This window comes from Mesorhizobium ciceri biovar biserrulae WSM1271, from assembly GCF_000185905.1.
GTDB lineage: Bacteria > Pseudomonadota > Alphaproteobacteria > Rhizobiales > Rhizobiaceae > Mesorhizobium > Mesorhizobium ciceri.
In genome coordinates this window covers 1,898,329-1,916,562 of the sequence record NC_014923.1, presented here as the reverse complement: position 1 = coordinate 1,916,562, position 18,234 = coordinate 1,898,329, and the positions used below count along the sequence as shown (strand labels likewise).

At 63.3% G+C, this 18,234-nt stretch carries 15 protein-coding genes; 4 read left to right on the top strand and 11 right to left on the bottom strand.

The window, feature by feature from the left end; translation table 11 throughout:
• Positions 1–17: 17 nt before the first annotated feature.
• From MESCI_RS09245 to MESCI_RS09230, 4 genes are all read right to left on the bottom strand, one after another.
• Entirely contained in the window at positions 18–1,406 is a 1,389-nt protein-coding gene (locus tag MESCI_RS09245) for an aldehyde dehydrogenase family protein (protein ID WP_013529683.1), read from the bottom strand.
• Positions 1,407–1,532: 126 nt separating this feature from the next.
• On the bottom strand, positions 1,533–2,903 hold the full coding sequence (locus MESCI_RS09240; RefSeq protein WP_013529682.1) for a glutamine synthetase family protein: 1,371 nt from the start codon (positions 2,901–2,903) through the stop codon (positions 1,533–1,535).
• 87 nt (positions 2,904–2,990) lie between these two features.
• Entirely contained in the window at positions 2,991–4,547 is a 1,557-nt protein-coding gene (locus MESCI_RS09235) for an amino acid permease (protein ID WP_013529681.1), read from the bottom strand.
• 44 nt (positions 4,548–4,591) lie between these two features.
• Entirely contained in the window at positions 4,592–5,410 is an 819-nt protein-coding gene (locus tag MESCI_RS09230; protein ID WP_013529680.1) for an N-formylglutamate amidohydrolase, read from the bottom strand.
• 144 nt (positions 5,411–5,554) lie between these two features.
• Between MESCI_RS09230 and MESCI_RS09225 the strand changes: the two genes are divergently transcribed.
• The 3 genes from MESCI_RS09225 to MESCI_RS09215 all read left to right on the top strand — a co-directional run bounded on the left by MESCI_RS09225 (position 5,555) and on the right by MESCI_RS09215 (position 10,864).
• A complete protein-coding gene (locus tag MESCI_RS09225; protein WP_013529679.1) occupies positions 5,555–6,382 on the top strand; it encodes a MurR/RpiR family transcriptional regulator in 828 nt (275 codons plus the stop codon).
• A 193-nt stretch (positions 6,383–6,575) separates the two neighbouring features.
• The gene (locus MESCI_RS09220; protein ID WP_013529678.1) at positions 6,576–7,736 is read left to right on the top strand and encodes an efflux RND transporter periplasmic adaptor subunit; all 1,161 of its coding nucleotides are present in this window, start codon (positions 6,576–6,578) and stop codon (positions 7,734–7,736) included.
• Positions 7,733–10,864 carry an efflux RND transporter permease subunit gene (locus tag MESCI_RS09215; protein ID WP_013529677.1) on the top strand — a complete coding sequence of 1,044 codons (3,132 nt, stop codon included), beginning with the start codon at positions 7,733–7,735 and terminating at the stop codon, positions 10,862–10,864. The genes MESCI_RS09220 and MESCI_RS09215 overlap by 4 nt, the downstream gene beginning before the upstream one ends.
• A gap of 65 nt (positions 10,865–10,929) precedes the next feature.
• On the opposite strand, the gene MESCI_RS09210 is transcribed toward MESCI_RS09215, so the two are convergent.
• From MESCI_RS09210 to MESCI_RS09180, 7 genes are all read right to left on the bottom strand, one after another.
• Entirely contained in the window at positions 10,930–11,340 is a 411-nt protein-coding gene (locus MESCI_RS09210) for a GtrA family protein (RefSeq protein WP_013529676.1), read from the bottom strand.
• Entirely contained in the window at positions 11,337–12,146 is an 810-nt protein-coding gene (locus tag MESCI_RS09205) for a ChbG/HpnK family deacetylase (protein ID WP_013529675.1), read from the bottom strand. The genes MESCI_RS09210 and MESCI_RS09205 overlap by 4 nt, the downstream gene beginning before the upstream one ends.
• Entirely contained in the window at positions 12,143–13,132 is a 990-nt protein-coding gene (locus MESCI_RS09200) for a glycosyltransferase family 2 protein (protein ID WP_013529674.1), read from the bottom strand. Before MESCI_RS09200 ends, MESCI_RS09205 begins: the two co-directional genes overlap by 4 nt.
• Positions 13,125–14,288 carry a glycosyltransferase 87 family protein gene (locus MESCI_RS09195; protein ID WP_013529673.1) on the bottom strand — a complete coding sequence of 388 codons (1,164 nt, stop codon included), beginning with the start codon at positions 14,286–14,288 and terminating at the stop codon, positions 13,125–13,127. The genes MESCI_RS09200 and MESCI_RS09195 overlap by 8 nt, the downstream gene beginning before the upstream one ends.
• Positions 14,289–14,469: 181 nt before the next feature.
• On the bottom strand, positions 14,470–14,868 hold the full coding sequence (locus MESCI_RS09190) for a hypothetical protein (protein WP_013529672.1): 399 nt from the start codon (positions 14,866–14,868) through the stop codon (positions 14,470–14,472).
• A 97-nt stretch (positions 14,869–14,965) separates the two neighbouring features.
• Positions 14,966–16,003: a zinc-binding dehydrogenase gene (locus MESCI_RS09185; protein ID WP_013529671.1), complete on the bottom strand. Its 1,038-nt coding sequence runs from the start codon at positions 16,001–16,003 to the stop codon at positions 14,966–14,968.
• 53 nt (positions 16,004–16,056) lie between these two features.
• The gene (locus tag MESCI_RS09180; RefSeq protein ID WP_013529670.1) at positions 16,057–17,298 is read right to left on the bottom strand and encodes an acyl-CoA dehydrogenase family protein; all 1,242 of its coding nucleotides are present in this window, start codon (positions 17,296–17,298) and stop codon (positions 16,057–16,059) included.
• Between the two features lie 113 nt (positions 17,299–17,411).
• Between MESCI_RS09180 and MESCI_RS09175 the strand changes: the two genes are divergently transcribed.
• Positions 17,412–18,227: an SDR family oxidoreductase gene (locus tag MESCI_RS09175; protein WP_013529669.1), complete on the top strand. Its 816-nt coding sequence runs from the start codon at positions 17,412–17,414 to the stop codon at positions 18,225–18,227.
• Positions 18,228–18,234 lie beyond the last annotated feature (7 nt).

Genomic DNA, 18,234 nt, shown 5'->3' with positions numbered 1-18,234 from the left:
TTTTGTCTTTCAATAAATCAGATGGCTTCGCGCAGATGGAATGATTTCGGCCGGGTCAGATTGTCGTAGCCGATAGCCGACAAGCCCGCACCCTTGCCGGTGTCCTTGACGCCGGTCCAGACCAAGGCGGGGTCGAGGTAGTCGCAGCGGTTCATGAACACCGTGCCGGTCTCGACGCGGTTGCCGATCGTCACGGCATGCTCGGTATCGCGCGTCCAGATCGAAGCGGTCAGCCCGTAGGGACTGTCGTTCATCAGCGCGATCGCCTCTTCGTCGTTGCGCACCTTCATGATGCCGACGATCGGGCCAAAGCTTTCCTCGCGCATGACGCTCATCTGATGATCGACTTCTGTCAGCACCTCAGGTGCCAGATAAGGCGAACCAGCCTTGTCGTTAGCCACCTTCATGTTGATGTGCGCCTTGGCACCCTTGCGCAGCGCTTCCGCCTTCTGTTCACGGATCAGGTCAGCAAAGCGCGCCTGCGCCATCGGTCCCATCGTCGTCGCCTGGTCGAGCGGATTGCCGACGACATAGTTCTTGGTCTCGGCGATGAAGCCTTCGACGAATTCGTCATAGACCTTCTCGTGCACATAAACGCGTTCGATGCCGCAGCAGCACTGGCCGGAATTGTAGAAGGCGCCGTCGACCAGATTGGCGACCGCATGGTCCATCTTGGCGTCGGGCAGCACATAGGCCGGATCCTTGCCGCCAAGCTCGAGGCCGAGCGTCATGAAGGTGCCCGCCGCCGCCTTTTCGATGGCGCGGCCGCCGCCGACCGAACCGGTGAAATTGACGTGGTCGATCTTGCCCGAGCCGAGCAGCCTTTCGGTCTGGGCGTGGTTCAGCACGACATTCTGGAACACGCCCTTGGGCAGGCCGATCTTGTCGAAAGCCTGCTGAAAGCGCTCGCCGACCAGCAGCGTCTGCGCCGCATGCTTCAGGATCACGGTGTTGCCGGCCATCAGCGCCGGCACGATGGTGTTGACGGCGGTCAGATAGGGATAATTCCACGGCGCGATCACCATGACGACGCCGAGCGGGTCTTTCTTCACATAGCGGCGGAAACCGTCCTTCGGGTTGGAGGCCGGCACCGATTTGAGCGCCTGCTCGGCGATCTCGACCATGTAGTTGGTGCGTTCCTTGACGCCGCCGAATTCGCCGCCATAGCGCACGGGGCGCCCCATCTGCCAGGCGATCTCCGGCACGATCTCGTCGGTCATCGCGACCAGCGCTTCCAGCATAGCCAACATGTACTTGCCGCGCTCGACGATAGGTGTCTCAGCCCACTTCTCTTGCGCCGCCTTGGCGCGTTCCACTGCGGCGTTGATCGCCTGGTCTGTAGCAATCGGCCGCTCGGCATAGATCGAGTCATCGACGGGGGTAATGAGTTTGACCGTCTCGGTCATTTTGTAAGTCCTCGTATTCTACAACAAAATCGTATGGCCTGGCGCTGCCCCTCGTCTGCCTGCCGGCAGCCTCCCCCACGGGGAAAGGCTAAGAGTGAAGGGGGGGCGCCGACGAACCGTCGATACCTAATACCGCTCGAACCCTCTGTGCAGTTCCCAATCCGTAATCCGGCGGTCGTATTCGAACTGCTCCCACTTTGCGGTGTGGACATAGTGTTCGAGCACATCCTCGCCGAGCGCCTGCTTGAGCATCTTCGACTTCGCCAGCGTGTCGGTGGCATCGCGCAGCGTCTTCGGAATCTCCGGCAGGCGAGATGCTTGATAGGCATCGCCGACGAACGGCTTCTGCAATTCCAGCTTTTCGTCGATGCCGGCAAGGCCGGCGGCGATCAGGGCTGCGAAAGCAAGATACGGGTTGAGGTCGGCGCCACCGATGCGGCATTCCATGCGGATGCCCTTAGTGCCCTCGCCGCACAGGCGGAAGCCTGCGGTGCGGTTGTCCTCGCTCCACATGATCTTGGTCGGCGCGAAGGTGCCGGCCTGGAAGCGCTTGTAGGAGTTGATATAGGGCGCCAGGAACCAGGTGAATTCCTTGGCGTATTTGAGCTGGCCGGCGGCCCATTGCTGGCCGAGTGTCGACAGCGTCCAGTCGGCCTTTTTGTCGAAGAACAGCGGTGTCTTGCCGTCGGCGCTCCACAGCGAATTGTGGATGTGGCTGGAATTGCCGGCGAGCCCGTAATTATACTTGGACATGAACGAAATCGCCTTGCCCTCGGACTCGGCGATTTCCTTGGCGCCGTTCTTCAGGATGACGTGGCGGTCGGCCATGTCGAGCGCCTCGGCATAGCGCACATTGATCTCTTCCTGGCCAGGACCCCACTCGCCCTTGGAATTCTCGATCGGAATGCCGGCCGCTTCCATTTCGTTGCGAAGCCGGCGCATGACGCCTTCTTCCTTGGTGGTGATGCCGATCTGGTAGTCGCCGATATAGGGCGATGCGGTGTCGAGACCTTGCCAGTGCTTCTTGCGGGCCGAATCGTAGGTCTCGTTGAACAGATAGAATTCGAGCTCGGATGCGAAATAGCCGATATAGCCGCGCTCGCTCAGCCGCTTGACCTGCTTCTTCAAGATGGCGCGCGGCGAATGCGGCAGGTCGTCATGCGTGTGGTGATCGAGCACGTCGCAGATCACGAGCGCGGTCTTTTCCAGCCAGGGAATGCGCCGCAGCGTGGCGAGATCCGGCTTCATGACGAAATCGCCATAGCCCTTCGACCAGCTCGCCGCCTTGTAGCCCGGCACCGGCTCCATATCGATGTCTGCGGCCAGCAGATAATTGCATCCATGCGTTTCGTCATGCGCGGAATCGACGAAGTACTGCGCCAGGAAGCGTTTTCCCGCCAGCCGTCCCTGCATGTCGACGATGCAGGCCAGCACGGTGTCGATCTCACCGCTGGAGACCGCTTTCTTCAACTGATCGAACGAGAAATTTCCGGCCATTCCTTTGGCACTCCAGCGCTTGGGCTTTGAATGAGTTGAACGAAACCATGGCCGGCACGATGCCGGCCATGGCCATGATGGTCGAGGTCAGTGGCCGGTTTCGCCGACTGCCTGTTCGGCCGCCTTGATGGCCGCCTGACGCGCCGCAATGATGTCGCCGAGCGGCGGCCCCTGGAAGCGGCGCTTCTCGAAGCCGAACCAGACGACTGCCGTCAGGATGAAGAAGCCGACGGTGATGTAGAGCGCCCAATCGTTCGGCGGCTGGATGCCGATGATGAAGATCAGGATCATTGAGACGATCGACAGGAAGGCGAACAGCATGAACACGCCGCGCCCCATGTTCCAGGGACCCATCTTGTCCCACTTCGGCGTGCCCCAGGCGAGCATGCCGAGCACGATCGGCACGGTGAAGGAGAGGAACAGGAAGATGACGGTGCAGGAAACCACGATGGTGTAGGCCGAAGTGCCTGCGACCGAAACCAGCGTCGAACCCCAGACGAACAGCACCGACAGGATCGAAGCCGTCCAGATCGCCGCCACCGGCGTGCGGTAGGTCGGGCTGACCTTGGCGAGTGCCGCCGAACCCGGCAGGCCGCCGTCACGCGAGAAGGCGAAGATCATGCGCGAGGCAGACGTCACCGTGGCAAGGCCGCACAGCAGCTGTGCGACGAACACGACGAGGTAGACGAACTCCTTGATGCCGGGGCTTACGCGCTGGTCGAAGGCCCAGAAGAACACGTTCCAGCCCTGCTTGGCGGCATCGTCCATGTTCGGGATCATCAGCACGAAGGCGGCCAGGAACAGATAGCCGAAAACGGCCGACCAGATCACCGACATGACCATGGCGCGCGGCACGGAAGAAGCCGCCTTGATGGTTTCCTCCGAGGTGTGCGCGGAAGCGTCATAACCGGTGATCGTGTAGATCGGCAGCAACAGGCCGAGCGCGAACACCCAGGCATTCGAGACGGATGGCCACACGCCGGCGCCTGCGTCCCCGGAATAGTTCTTGAAGGTGAAGAGACGGCTGAAATCCCAGGTCTCAGCGGAAGCCAGGCAGACGATGGCGATCAGGATCGAGCCGAAGAAGATGAGATAGCCCGAGAAATCGGTCAGCTTCGCCGTCAGCTTGATGCCGAGATGGTTGATCAGCGCCTGCGCGCCGGTGATGATGATCAGAAAGATCATCTGGTTTGTCAGCGTGCCTTCGATTCCGAGCGTCGGGCCGAAAGCGCCGATGAAAAACGTCCAGGTGCCGACATTGATGGCGCCGAGCACGGTGATCAGGCCGAGCAGATTGAGCCATGCGGTGACCCAGCCGGTGCCGCGGTTGCCGAGGATCGAACCCCAGTGATAGAGGCCGCCGGCCGTCGGATAGGCCGAGCTGATCTGCGACATGGCGACGGCAAAGGTCAGCGAAACGAAGCAGCCGACCAGCCAGCCGATGCCGATGCCGATGCCGCCGGCGCCGGAGGTGGCCTGGGCCAGCGAATTGATGCCGCCCGACAGGATGCAGATGATGGAGAAGGAAACGGCGAAGTTCGAAAAGCGACTGAGGCGCCGCTCCAATTCCTGGGCATAGCCCATGCTGTGGAGGTGCTTTACGTCCTCCGCCTTGTCAACTTCAGTATAACCCGGTGCTGCCATTTTAGTGTCCCCTGTTGGTTTTCGGGTCGGGATGAGATCCCGCCCTAGCTAGCCGATTGAACTGACTTTCCGACTGAATGCGATCTGGTGTGTCCGGCCTCCTCTGGCTCCAGATCCGAAAAAATGCCCGTGAGCAGATCCGCCCATTTCCGCTGCCCGGTCTCGCCGGCGATTTCGTCATTGCGGATTTCGATCATCGTGCAGGGCAGTCCGCGCGAGCGCGCATGCCGTTCCAGCGTGAAATAGACGCGGTCATCAGGTGAATACGGCTCGTTGACCCCGACGGTGACACCGGAAAGCCGCTTCAGCGCCGATATCAGCGGCGCCGCCAGCCGGCGATCCTCGTCATGGATGATGCCGATATGCCAGGGCCGGTTGCGGCCCTTGTATACCGGCGTGAAGGAATGGACCGAAACCAGCCGCGTTTCCTGACCGTGTGACAGCCTGTGGCTGATGATATCCGCAATCGTATCGTGGAAAGGGCGCCACGAAAGCGCGACACGCGCGGCACGCTCACTTTCCGACAGGCCGGCATTGCCCGGTATGGCCGTTGTCTCACTGACCGGCGGCACCAGGTCGGGCGCGTCAAGCGGCCGGTTGCAGTCGATGACAAGGCGCGAAATGCGGGTTTCGACCAGCGTCGCGTCGAGCGCCTGCGCCATGCGGCGGGCAACCGGCAGCGCGCCGGGATCCCAGGCGATGTGGCGCGACAGGTCCTCGACAGCAAGGCCGAGCGTGCCGAATTCGGCGGGCAGGAAGTTCGAGGCGTGATCGCAGGTCAGCACGAAAGGGCTTGATCCGCCGGGGTTCGTCACCCTTACGGTATCAGACGATGCAAGGCTGGCGGGCCGTGCTTTCTCCATACTCTGCCGTCCCCGGGGAGCGCTGTATCGTATGTTACGTATTTTGCCTCATTGCGTCCCTGTGGATGATTTCATACAGTTTGTCCGGCTTTGTCAAATGCGATTTCGGAAAAGACCATCGACCGAGCCAGGGGTGGGGAAAAGATGATTTCCAACATTGCCGAACTGATCGCCGACCGCATCGGCACGATGCCGGCCAGCGAACGGCGCGCGGCCCAGACACTGATTGCCTTCTACCCGATGATCGGCTTGAAAACGGTCGCTGAATTCTCGGCCGCAGCCGGCGTTTCCTCGCCGACAATCCTGCGTTTCGTCGCCCGGTTGGGCTTTCAGAACTATCCGGAGTTCCAGTCGAGCCTGCAGGACGAACTGGCGGCGCAACTGCAATCGCCGGCGACAAGGACGCTCAATCCGCCCTCGCCCGGCGGCGGGACCGTGTCGCCGATGCTGGAAGCGACGCTCGACAATATGCGCGAGACATTCAGGCACCTGTCCGACAAGCAGCTTGCCGACATCGCCGCCCGGCTGGCGGACCGGCGCGGCAAGACCTTCCTGATCGGCGGCCGCTTCACCGATCCGCTGGCGCGCTACATGGCCGCCCACCTCGCCATCATCCAGCCGGATGTCTTTCACCTCGCCGGGCAGGAAAGCATGTGGCGTGACCGGCTGATCGACATGGGCAAGCGCGACGTGCTGGTCATCTTCGACATCAGGCGCTACCAGGACAGCCTCCTCCGCTTCGCCGAGAAGGCGCATCAGCGTGGCGTGCAGATCGTGCTGTTCACCGACCAGTGGCTGTCGCCGATCGCCCGCCTTGCTCGCCATGTCATCGCCGGACGAACCGCGGTGCCGTCGGCATGGGATTCATCGGCGGCCCTTTTCGTCGTCGCCGAAACGCTGATCGGCGCCGTCACCAGGCAACTGGAAGCAGAAGGCGCCAAACGCATTCGCGAGATGGAAAGTCTGCGTTAGTGCATATGCGATGATCCGAAGCGTTACGCATATTTTCTCAAACGTTACATATATTTAATGTGCGCAGCCCCCGGAGAATTGTCATAAAGACGCGATATCGAGGCGGCTTCTTTGCCTTACAATAGCCTCGCTGCGTCTGCTTCATTTCGGGAAACCGGTAGACGGAAGGATTGTTTTACCAACCGGAGTGCTGATGGCCGCCTGGAAACAGATACTTTTTGCACTCATGGTGCTGGTGGTGGCGGCAGCCGCCTGGCTGCGCTTTTATCCCGGCGCACCGGACGTGCTGGCACGTTGGGGCATCGACTGGGCTTACGCGGCAACGCCCCCGGCTGAAACCGGTGCCGCCAACGCGAGGCAGGCAAACGGCCGCAACGGCAACCAGCGGGTGAACGTGGTCGCCTTGGCGGCCACTTCGGCTGTTATCAACGACCGCCTGCAGGCGATCGGCACCGGCCGTGCCAACGCCTCGGTGACCGTCAATCCTTACAGCTCCGGCCGCCTCGCCGAACTGCTGGTCGAATCCGGCAGCCATGTCGAAAAGGGACAGATCCTCGCCACCCTCGATTCCGAGACCGAAGTGATCTCTCAGGACCGTGCCAAGCTCGCCTTGCAGGACGCTCAGTCCAAGCTCGACCGCGTTAAGTCCCTGCGTGCCTCCAATGCCGCGACCCCGGTAGCCGTGGCTGATGCCGAGGTGGTGCTGGCGGGCGCCAAGCTGGCGCTTCAGGACGCGGAACTTGCACTGCAGCGCCGGTCGATCCTGGCGCCGATCGCCGGCACCGTCGGCATCCTGCCGATCTCGGCCGGCAATTATGTCACCAACCAGTCGGCCATCGCCACGCTCGACGACCGGTCCTCGATCCTGGTCGATTTCCTGGTGCCCGAGCGCTTCGCCGCCGCCGTCAAGGTCGGTGCGCAATTGACGGCGACGCCGATCGCCAATCCCAGCAACGCCTATAGCGGCACCGTTTCGGCCATCGACAACCACATCGATGAAAAGAGTCGCACCCTGCTGGTCAAGGCCAAGATCGCCAACCCGGCCGATTCGCTGCGCGCCGGCATGTCGTTCGGCATCACCATGAAATTTCCGGGGCAAACCTATCCGGCCGTCAGCCCGCTGGCGATCCTGTGGGGGTCGGACGGCGCCTATGTCTGGCAGATCGAGGATGGCAAGGCCAGGCGGGTCCCGGTGCGCATCATCCAGCGCAACACCGAGACCGTGCTGATCGACGCCGAGATCGACAATGGCGACATGGTGGTCACAGAAGGCACCCAGAGCGTCAGCGAGGGCGGCGCGGTTCGCCTTGCCGGCGAAGAGCAGCGCGCCGCGGACGCCGCCGCAGGCTCATGACCGGAACCATCAACACCGCCAGCGAGACCGGCTTCACCGCCCTGTTCATCCGCAGGCCGGTCATGGCCTTCGTGCTCAACACGCTGATCGCGGTCGCCGGCCTGGCCGCTTTCTACGGCGTCGAGATCCGCGAACTGCCTGATGTCGACCGCGCGGTCGTCACTGTTTCCACCACCTTCGAGGGCGCGGCGGCCGAGACCGTCGACCGCGAACTGACCGACACGATCGAGGGCGCCGTCGCCCGCGTCTCAGGCGTCAAGTCGATCTCGTCGTCTTCCTCGTTCGGCTCGAGCCGCGTCACCATCGAGTTCAACGACGGCGTCGATCTGAATGTCGCCGCCTCGGACGTGCGTGATGCTGTCGGCCGCGTCGCCAACCAGATGCCCGACACCGCCGATCCGCCGCGCATCGTCAAGGCCGACGCCAATTCCGACGCGGTGATGCGACTGGCGGTAACCTCGGACAACATGTCGATCCAGGACATGACCGTGGTGGTCCAGGACCAGATCGAGGACGAGCTTGCCGCCGTGCCCGGCGTTGCAGACGTCCAGGTCTATGGCGACCGCGACAAGATCTTTCGCATCGATGTCGACCAGAACAAGCTGGCCAGCCTCGGCTTCACGGTTGCCGATCTCAGGGCCGCCCTTGCCTCGGTCGCTTTCGATTCCCCTGCCGGTTCGATCACCACGACCAACCAGGACCTGATCGTCCGCACGACTGCCGACGTGACCACGCCGGAAGAGTTCGAAAACATCATTGTCGGCGGCACGACGCGCATCCGCGACGTCGCCACCGTCACGCTCGGTCCCGACGTCGGCCAGACCACGCTGCGCTCGGACGGCAAGACCGGCATCGGCATCGGCATCATCCGCCAGGCGGAATCGAACACGCTGGACATCTCGACCGGTGTCCAGGCCGCCGTCGCCAAGCTGCAGGAAAACCTGCCCAAGGGCATGTCGATCAAGATCACCAGCGACGACGCCGTCTTCGTCAAGGGCGCGGTGCACGAGGTCGAGATCGCACTCGGCCTGTCCGTGACCATGGTGCTGATCGTCATCTATGTGTTTCTCCTCGACTGGCGCGCGACGCTGATCCCCGGCCTGTCGATGCCGGTCGCCATGATCGGCACCATCGCTGCCATCTATCTGGCCGGCTTCTCGGTCAACATCCTGACCCTGCTCGCTCTGGTGCTGGCGACGGGACTGGTCGTCGACGACGCCATCGTCGTGCTCGAAAACATCGTGCGACGACGCAATGAAGGCATGGGGCCCCGCGCCGCCGCCGTGCTTGGCGCGCAGGAAGTGTTTTTCGCCGTCATTGCCACCACCTTGACGCTGGTCGCCGTCTTCGTGCCGATTTCGTTCCTGCCCGGCCAGACCGGCGGCCTGTTCCGCGAATTCGGCTTCGTGCTTGCCATGTCGGTGCTATTGTCCTGCGTTGTGGCGCTGACGCTGTGCCCGATGCTCGCCTCGCGCATGCTGACCAGCGCATCGCTCCACCACGAAGGGGGCCATGGCATCGGCGCCCGCATCGGCGGCGCGCTCAGTACGGCCTACAAGCGCGGCCTACACGCCTGCCTCGACGCGCCATGGATCGTGCTTCTGGTGGCGGTGCTGTTTGCCGGCACCGCCTTCACGCTGTTCGGCACCATCCGCCAGGAGCTGACGCCGACCGAGGACCGCGCCGCCGTGCTTCTGCGCATCAGCGCCCCGCAAGGCGTCAGCCTCGACTATACGACGCAGCAGATGCAGAAGATCGAGAGACTGATCCAGCCGATGCGCGATTCCGGCGAGATCCGCTCGACCTTCGAGAATGCCGGCCAGAACGGCTCCTACAATTCCGGCTTCATGGTGATGACGTTGGCGCCGTGGAACGAGCGCAGCCGCAGCCAGCAGGAGATCATGGCCGAGATCAGCCAGTTGACCAGGCAGGTGCCGAGCGTGCGCATCTTCCCGGTACAGCCCAACAGCCTCGGCATCCGTGGCGCCGGCAACGGCCTGCAGTTCGCGCTGGTCGGCAACGACCGCAAGGCGCTCGGCGACGCAGCCGTGAAGATCATCGCCGAGATGCAGAAGGACGCGCGCTTCCAGACACCGCGCCTGTCGATCGACCCGACGCAACCGCAGCTCGCCGTGGCCATCGACCGCGAGCGCGCCTCCGACCTCGGCATCGACATATCGGGACTGGCCAACACCTTGCAGGCCATGCTCGACGGCAACGATGTCGTCGACGTCTACATCGCCGACCGCAGCTACGGCGTGAAGCTGGTCTCGACTACCAATCCGATCAACGATCCGACCGATCTGGAAAACATCTTCCTGAAAACATCAGACGGACGTTTCGTGCCGATGTCGACCATCGCCACGCTGACCGAACGTGCCGTGCCGCCATCGCTGTCGCGCGAACAGCAGCAGCCGTCGGTGGCGATCACCTCCAACCTCAGTGGCGACTTCGCGCTTGGCGACGCGCTCACCCGCGCCGAGGAGATCGCCACGCCGCTGCTGCCTGCGGGCAGCCGCATCCTGCCGCTGGCCGAGGCGGCGACGCTGGGCGAGACCAACAGCGCCATGGTCACCATTTTCGGCTTCGCGCTGGTCATCATCCTTTTGGTGCTGGCCGCCCAGTTCGAAAGTTTCGTCAGTGCCGTCATCATCATGGCGACGGTGCCGCTCGGACTGGCCTGCGCGATTTTCGCGCTTCTGCTCTCGGGCACCAGTCTCAACGCCTACAGCCAGATCGGCCTGGTGCTTTTGGTTGGCGTCATGGCCAAGAACGGCATCCTGATCGTCGAATTCGCCAACCAGCTGCGCGATCGCGGGCTTGGCGTGCGCGAAGCGATCGAGCAGGCCTCGATCATCCGCGTGCGGCCGGTGATGATGACGATGATCTGCACCGTGCTCGGCGGCTTGCCGCTGGTGCTGGCGAGCGGCGCCGGTGCCGAGGCGCGCGTCGCGCTCGGCTGGGTCATCGTCGGCGGCCTGGGGTTGGCCACCGTCTCGACGCTGTTCCTGACGCCGGTCGCCTATCTCCTGCTTGGCCGCTTCGTCACGCCGAAGACCCATGAGGAAGCGCGACTGAAGCGCGAGTTGGAGGAAGCCGCCTACACCAATGTGGAACCGGCGGAGTAAAGAAATCCAGGGAAAAGTGTGTAGCGGTTTTCCGTTCGGAATTTCGTAAAAAAAAATAGTTCCGCCTATCTCAAGAACCGGCCTTCGATCGACCAGCGCGCGGCGAGGAAATTCAGCACCGCCGCCACCACGACACCGGCGATCTTTGCCGGCCACACTCCGGCGATGCCGGCAAACAGCGCGATGGAGAGGCTGGAGACGCCGAGCGAAATCAGCCCTCCAAGCGAGGCGAAGCGAAGGAATGCGTCACGCAGCCGGATGGCTCGATTGCGCTCGAACGACCAGAAGCCGTTCGCCGCGAAGGAAAAGGTGACGGCGATGAACCAGGCAGCAACGTTGGCCGGCAGCGGCGAAGCACCGAGCTTGAGCAGCAGGAAGAAGCTGGCAAGGTCGATGGCTGTGTTGGCCAGTCCGACAATGGCAAAGCGGACGATCTTGTTGCCGGTCGAACGCGGGGGCCGCTCGGCGTCGTTCATCCCCTGCCATCCATGATTGCGACATTGGCGCGGGCCAGGCTGGCTCCGAACGCGTCCGATGCCAGGGCCGCGAATTCGACCTCGCGCGCACCTTGCATCGTGTCGCGCGCGCGCAGCGTCTCGTCGACATGGCCGGGATGGCACATGAACAGCCCTTGTTCCGGCAACCCTTCGACGGCGGCCTGCAGAACCGCAGTGAACTTTTCGGGCTGCCGCCAGTCATAGATGCCGGCGAGCGGCTGGAAAACGATGAAGCCGGCGCGCTGCATCGAACGGTTGAACCCGGCAGCGAGCGCGGCAATCGCGGCGACCTTCGACCCTGCGGCCAGCGCCGGGCCGCCGCGTAGGGCCGGCCTGTCGGCGCCTTCTGGAAACCGCGCGCGCAGCCATGTGCGCACGACGGGAAGGAAATGCACATGCTGATGCCCGTCGACGAAATCGGGGCGGCGGCCAAGCGCCTCGACGAAGCGGCTGTACTGGGCGTCAAGCTCGGCATGAACATGGCGCTCGCCGATGCGGCCGCGCAAAACAGGCAAGGCCAGTGCGCGGAGCGGTGGCAGCCGGCCTTCCGGCGCCAGGTTCGACCGGCCGGTAATGGCCAACTGGTCGGTCAAGGTGAGATGCAGCCCGACCGCGGCCCGGCCGCACAGCGGTTTTATGCGCGCTGCCTCCGCTTCCCATTCCGGAAACCCGGTCATGCAGCTGGTGCCGGTCAGGCGGCCGCGATCGAGCAGGTCGAGAATCGCGGCGGAAACGCCGGGCGCCAGGCCGTAGTCGTCGGCGATCAGGCGGATGCGCCGCGTCATCTGTTCGAAGTGCCCGGCTCCGGCCGATCGGCGGGGGCCACGCTGCGCACGACGTCGCGCACGAGATAGACCGGGCGATCCTTGCTCTCGCTGAGCGTGACCCAGACGTATTCGCCGATCAGGCCAAGCAAGGTCAGGTTGAGGCCGCCGAGCAGGACGACGGCAACCAGCAGGCTGGGGTAGCCCGGAACGGCAATGCCGTAGAAGATCACCTCGAAGAGCACCTTGGCGCCATAGAGCGCACCGGCCAACGCCGCGAGCAGCCCGCTGAGGCTGATGAGACGCAAGGGAATGACGGAAAAGGAAGTAAAACCTTCGAGCGAGAAGGCGATCAGGTTGAGCCGGCTCCATTTCGACGTGCCGCTGGCGCGGCCTTCCGGCGAATAGGGCAACGCCATCTGGCGAAAGCCGGCCCAGGCAAACAGGCCCTTGTTGAAGCGCCGCTTGTCGCGCAGGCTGGTCAGCGCGCGCGCCACGGCGCCGCGCATGACGCGAAAGTCGCCGGCATTTTCGGGAATATCGAAACGCTGGCTCGAGTTGATCAGGCTGTAGAAAAGCCGTGCAAGCTGGCTGCGCCGCCAGCTCGCCTCGCGGCGGTCGTTCTGCGCATAGACGACGTCGATGTCCGGATGGTCCACCAGCTCGGCGATCAGCTTCAGGCTGATGTCCAGGGAATGCTGGAGGTCGGCGTCCATGATCAGCACCATGTCGCCGCGCGACTGGTCGAGGCCGGCGAGCACCGCGACTTCCTTGCCGAAATTGCGGCTGAGGCGCACGATCTCCCACGACCCCGTCAGCGCTTGCGAAAACCGCACGGCACCATCGTCACGACTGCCGTCATCGACGAGGATCTTGTGTACGGTCATGCCGAAGCGTTGTGCCACGGCCACTTCGAGCTCGCCCAGCAGGCACGCGAAGGCCGATGCCGATGCCGCCTCGTTGAAGAACGGTGCGACAATATCGAGGCTCGGCCGCAACTCAACCATTCGCGACTCCCGCATTCACCACCTTTTCCCGTGCCTTGGCCCAGAACCACCAGATCAGCGAACCGGCGATAAAAGTGACGGCGACCGGCCGGAACCAGGGGAAGAGGAAATCGTGCACATGGCGCTCGACGCCGCTCAACCCGGTCACGAACAGCGTCGTCGACAGCACCGAGGCAAGGACGCCGCCCCGTTCTTCGCGCCACAACAGGGCGATGGCAAGACCGGCTGGTACCGCGATCATGGCAAAGGTGTTTGGCTCGACGCGCGGGTTGAAGACGCACATGTAGAAAGTGGCTGTCAGGAAGATCGCCAGCGCCGCCTTTCCCTGTTCGAGCCTGCGGTCGAACCAGATGACGGCAGAAAGCGTAAACAGGGCCATGACCATGCGCACGATCGTTGCGCCGATTTCCGGTATCGGCAGTCCTATCGTGGTGAACGGTGCCGTGAAATCGGTGGGCACGAAATGGCTGGTGTTGTCGACGGCCATGGAGGTCAGCATCTGGATGAAGACACGATACTGATCGTTGAGATAGCCGGCGGGAGCAAAAGCGTAAGGCAGTGCCAGCACGAACAGCAGCGCCAGCACCAGCACCGGTATCAACCGGAGCCGAAGGGCTCCTACCAACAACAGCATTATGATCGCGGTCGGCTTGGCGATGATGGCAAGCGAAGCCCAGAAGAACGTCTCCGCCCGCCGCCCTTCCAGCGCCGACAGGGTGAGAAGCCAGCAAGCGCCGGTCAAAAGGATCGTCGCCTGGCCGTTGCGGATCGCCCCCACCGCCATCGGCAAAGCGAGGAAAAGACCGAAAGAAAGCAGCCATGTCAGTTCGCCGCCGCCGAGCTTGCGCACCTGCCGCATCGCGGCGTAGGTCAGCACCGCAAAGCCAATGGAATGCCAAACCAAGCCGCCCAGATGCGGACCAAGCTTGACTATTGGAGTGTAGAGCGCGGCAAAGGCCGGCGCGTAGAGATACCCCATCTCGGACTGGGTGTCGTAGAGCGGCAGACCGGCCTGAAGCGCCACGCTGCCGTCGATATAGGCCTGCCATACCGTCCGCGTGTGCGGTGACCACAGGACCAGGGCAAGAACGACCAGGAACGCTCCGATCCACAGGCCAAACCCCAAACGGTCGAAAACCGGCTTGGAAATCGTCATCAAGGCGCTCCACACAATCCCGGAACTGGATCAGTCCAGCCTGTCCCGGCATTCGATGGCGGCGGCATATCACGGACGAAGCGGCGTGGCATAGGGGGCTGACGAACGTCAGGGCCGCACCTCCTTCGCCTCGAATATGCGTTCCCACCTTCATGGCTGCCGTCCGAGGCTGGCGACCTGACTAATCGTCAGTGAATTCGGGCAAACGAAAATAGGGGTTGCGCGGATCAAAGGGATATTTCGGCTCGCCCTTACCAGCAAGAACAGCCCCCGGAATCAGCACGCCTTTCGGCCCGAACTGATAGTCGATGCCGGCACAGAGGTGAGCGAGATCCTGGTAGTTGAAACTGCGCAACGCACTGCCACCTTCAAATGCAGCTGTTTTGAGTTGCTCAGGCATGAGCGGCCCGATCATCCTGTCGCGATAGGCTTTGATCTTGGCCTTGTTGAGTCTGGAGGCCTGACATTCGGCGCCGACGACCCGCGCCAGCATGATGTTCCTGACCGCAGTCCCGGCAGGATCATCCAGCGGGGCCGAATATTTCTTGAGAAAGTAATTCGTACCGGGATCGTTCGTCATCGCCTTGCGCCAAAACGGCGGGAACTTTTCGGCAGCCTGTTCTCACAAGCAGCCCCTTTTTTGCAGTAACTGGACTTCGCTCGCCAGCCATTTTCGTTCAAGGCCGGATGAACACCTTGCCGTTGGGTTTGGCCAGTTCGGCTGGCAGCCGCGCCATTGCTTCGGCAAGCGGCACCACCGCCGTCACGTCGGTCGACCAGCGCCCATCGGAAAAACGCTTCTGCGCTTCCAGGATCGCCGGGCCGCGACGGTCGCGGAACTGGCGCATCCACTCACTCAGCCAAAACCCTTCGATATGCTTGTGCTGGAAGATCAGTTGGCCGGGCTCGCGGATAACGGTGGCTTCGGGATCGAGCCGCCCATAGATGATCCAGCGCGACCGCTTCGGCATGACGTCGAAGATGGCGGAGGCAAGCGGCCCGGTTACCGCGTCAAGGAAGATGCGCGGCTGTTCGGCCTTCATCACCTCGCGCAGCGCCGCCTTGAAATCCGGCGCCCTTTCATTGAGCACGTGCGCCGCGCCAAGCGCATTCAGAGCCGCGATCTGGTCGTCGCGGCGCACGGTGACGATCGGCCGGAAACCCTCTTCGCTGGCCAGGCCGATGATCAGCTTGCAGAGCTGGCTGGCGCCGGCGGTCATGACGAAGGCCTTCTCGCCTTCCTCCTTGACGATGTCGAACATGGCGAGCGCCGTGAGCGGGTTGACGATCATCGCCGCACCGTCCTCGTCGCGAACGGTGTCGAGCAGCGGGATGCAGGCAGCCGCCTCGGCGACGGCATAGTCGGCCCACGAGCCCCAGTTGGTGACGCCGGTGGCAAAAGCCACGCGCTTGCCGATCAGGCTTTTGGGATAGGGCTCGTCCCCGCTGGCAACGACAATGCCGACACCCTCGAAGCCGGCCGGCTGGCCCTTGGCACGCGGCTGGCCGTACTGGCCCTTGACGAAGGCGACATCGGACGGATTGATCGAGGCGAGGCTGACCTTGATCAGCACCTGGCTGGGGCCCGGTGTCGGCACCGCGATGCTGCCCGGCTCGAGATAGGGCTCCATCGCCTCCAGCACACTGCCGCTCCGCGTCCTGGTGTAGCCATCGCCGACAAGCAGCAGCGCCTTCATTTCGGATGGGACGGTCATCGGAACACTCCTCGCTCGAGCCTCGGGTCGCGCCCGCATGACGATGCCGGCGCTCAGACCTTCTCCTGCGTGTATTTCCTCAACTCCGTCCGCGCCACCTGACGGCGATGCACGGCGTCCGGCCCGTCGGCAAGGCGCAAGGTCCGCAGATGCGTCCACGACCGCGCCAGCGGTGTGTCCTGGCTGATGCCTTGCGCGCCGAACATCTGCACCGCCTCGTCGGTGACCTTGAGCGCGACGCGCGGTGCGACCACCTTGATCTGGCTGATCCAGGGAGCAGCGGCCCGCACATCGCCCTGGTCGATCATCCACGCCGCTTTGAGGCAGAGCAGCCGCGCCATCTCGATCTCCATGCGGCATTCGGCGATGATGTCGAAATTGGCGCCGAGCTTTGCCAGCTTCTGGCCGAAGGCCTCGCGGCGCACGGAACGCTGGCACAGCATCTCGAGCGCCATCTCGGCCTGTCCGATGGCGCGCATGCAGTGGTGGATGCGGCCGGGACCGAGCCGCCCTTGCGCGATCTCGAACCCCCTGCCCTCGCCGAGGATCAGGTTCGACGCCGGTACGCGCACATTGTCGAAGCGAAGATGCATGTGGCCATGCGGCGCGTCGTCATCGCCATAGACCTGCATGGCCCGGACCTTGGTCACACCTTTCGTGTCTGATGGCACCAGGATCATCGAATGACGGCGGTGCTGCGGCTCCTCATCGCCATCGGTCCTGACCATGACGATGTAGATGGCGCAGCGCGGATCGCCGGCGCCCGAAGCCCACCATTTCTCGCCATTGAGCACATAGTCGCCGCCGTGGCGTTCACAACGCATGGCAATGTTGGTGGCATCGGATGAAGCGACATCCGGCTCGGTCATCAGATAGGCCGAGCGGATATTGCCGTCGAGCAGCGGTTCCAGCCATGCTTTCTTGTGGTCGGCCGAGCCGTATCGCTCCAGCACCTCCATGTTGCCGGTGTCGGGCGCCGAGCAGTTGAAGGTCTCGGCGCCGAGATGCGCCTTGCCCATCTCTTCGGCCAGATAGGCGTATTCGACGGTGGAAAGGCCATAGCCGCGTTCCGAGCCGGTCAGCCAGAAATTCCACAGGCCGCGCTCTCTTGCGGTCTTCTTCAGCCCTTCGAGGATCTCGCTCTGACGCGCACTGTAGACCCAGCGGCTGCCTGCCTTGCCCACTTCGCTGAGGAATTCATGGTCGAGCGGCATGATCTCGTCGCGCACCATGGCCGCGACGCGCGCGTGGATTGGCTTCAGCCGCTCGGTCATGCCGAGATTCATCTCCGTCATCGGTCGCTAACCCTTCATACACGCCAGGCATTTTGTCAGTGGCAAGGATGACCGTACTTCGGATAGCCTTGTCAACGAACTGTTTGCCCGCACGCCGAGCGCGGAGAATTGTGATGAGCTATCTGGACGAACTGTTTTCGGTGGCCGGCAAGACCGCGCTGGTGACGGGTGCGGCGACCGGCATCGGCCGCATGGCGGCGACCGCGCTTGTCAGGGCCGGCGCCAGCGTGATGATCGCGTCGCGCAAGGGCGAGGATTGTATCAAGGTCGCCGAAGAGTTGAACCAGCTTGGTGCACCGGGCCGGGCCGACGGCTTCGTCGGCGACGTTTCCAGCGAAGCCGGCATCGCCGCACTCGTCGCCGAGGTCAAATCGCGCACCGAACGGCTGAACATTCTGGTCAACAACGCCGGCGTCTCCTGGGGCGCGCCGCTGGAAAGCTTCCCCTATTCGGCATGGGCCAAGGTGTTTGGCGTCAACGTCACCGCGGTTTTCCACCTGACCCGTGAATTGCTGCCGCTGCTCGATGCCGCCGCCAGCGACGCCGATCCGGCCAGGGTGATCAACCTCGGTTCGGTGATGGGCACGCAGCCGCTGGCCGACGACGCCTATTCCTACACCGCCTCGAAGGCTGCGGTTCATCATCTGACGCGCACACTGGCGCTCGAGTTCGCCGCCCGCCGCATCACCGTCAACGCCTTTGCCCCCGGCCCCTTCCAGAGCCGGATGACGGCATTTGCCACCGCCACAGAGGAACAGGCCAGGCACGTCGGCAGCCATGTTCCGATCGGCCGTATCGGCGCACCGGATGACATTGCCGGCGCAACGCTCTATTTGTGCAGCCGTGCAGGCAGCTATGTCACTGGCGCCATCCTGCCGATCGATGGCGGACAGTCGGTGCAGCATGGGTTGACCTTGTTCAAGGAATGACATTTTC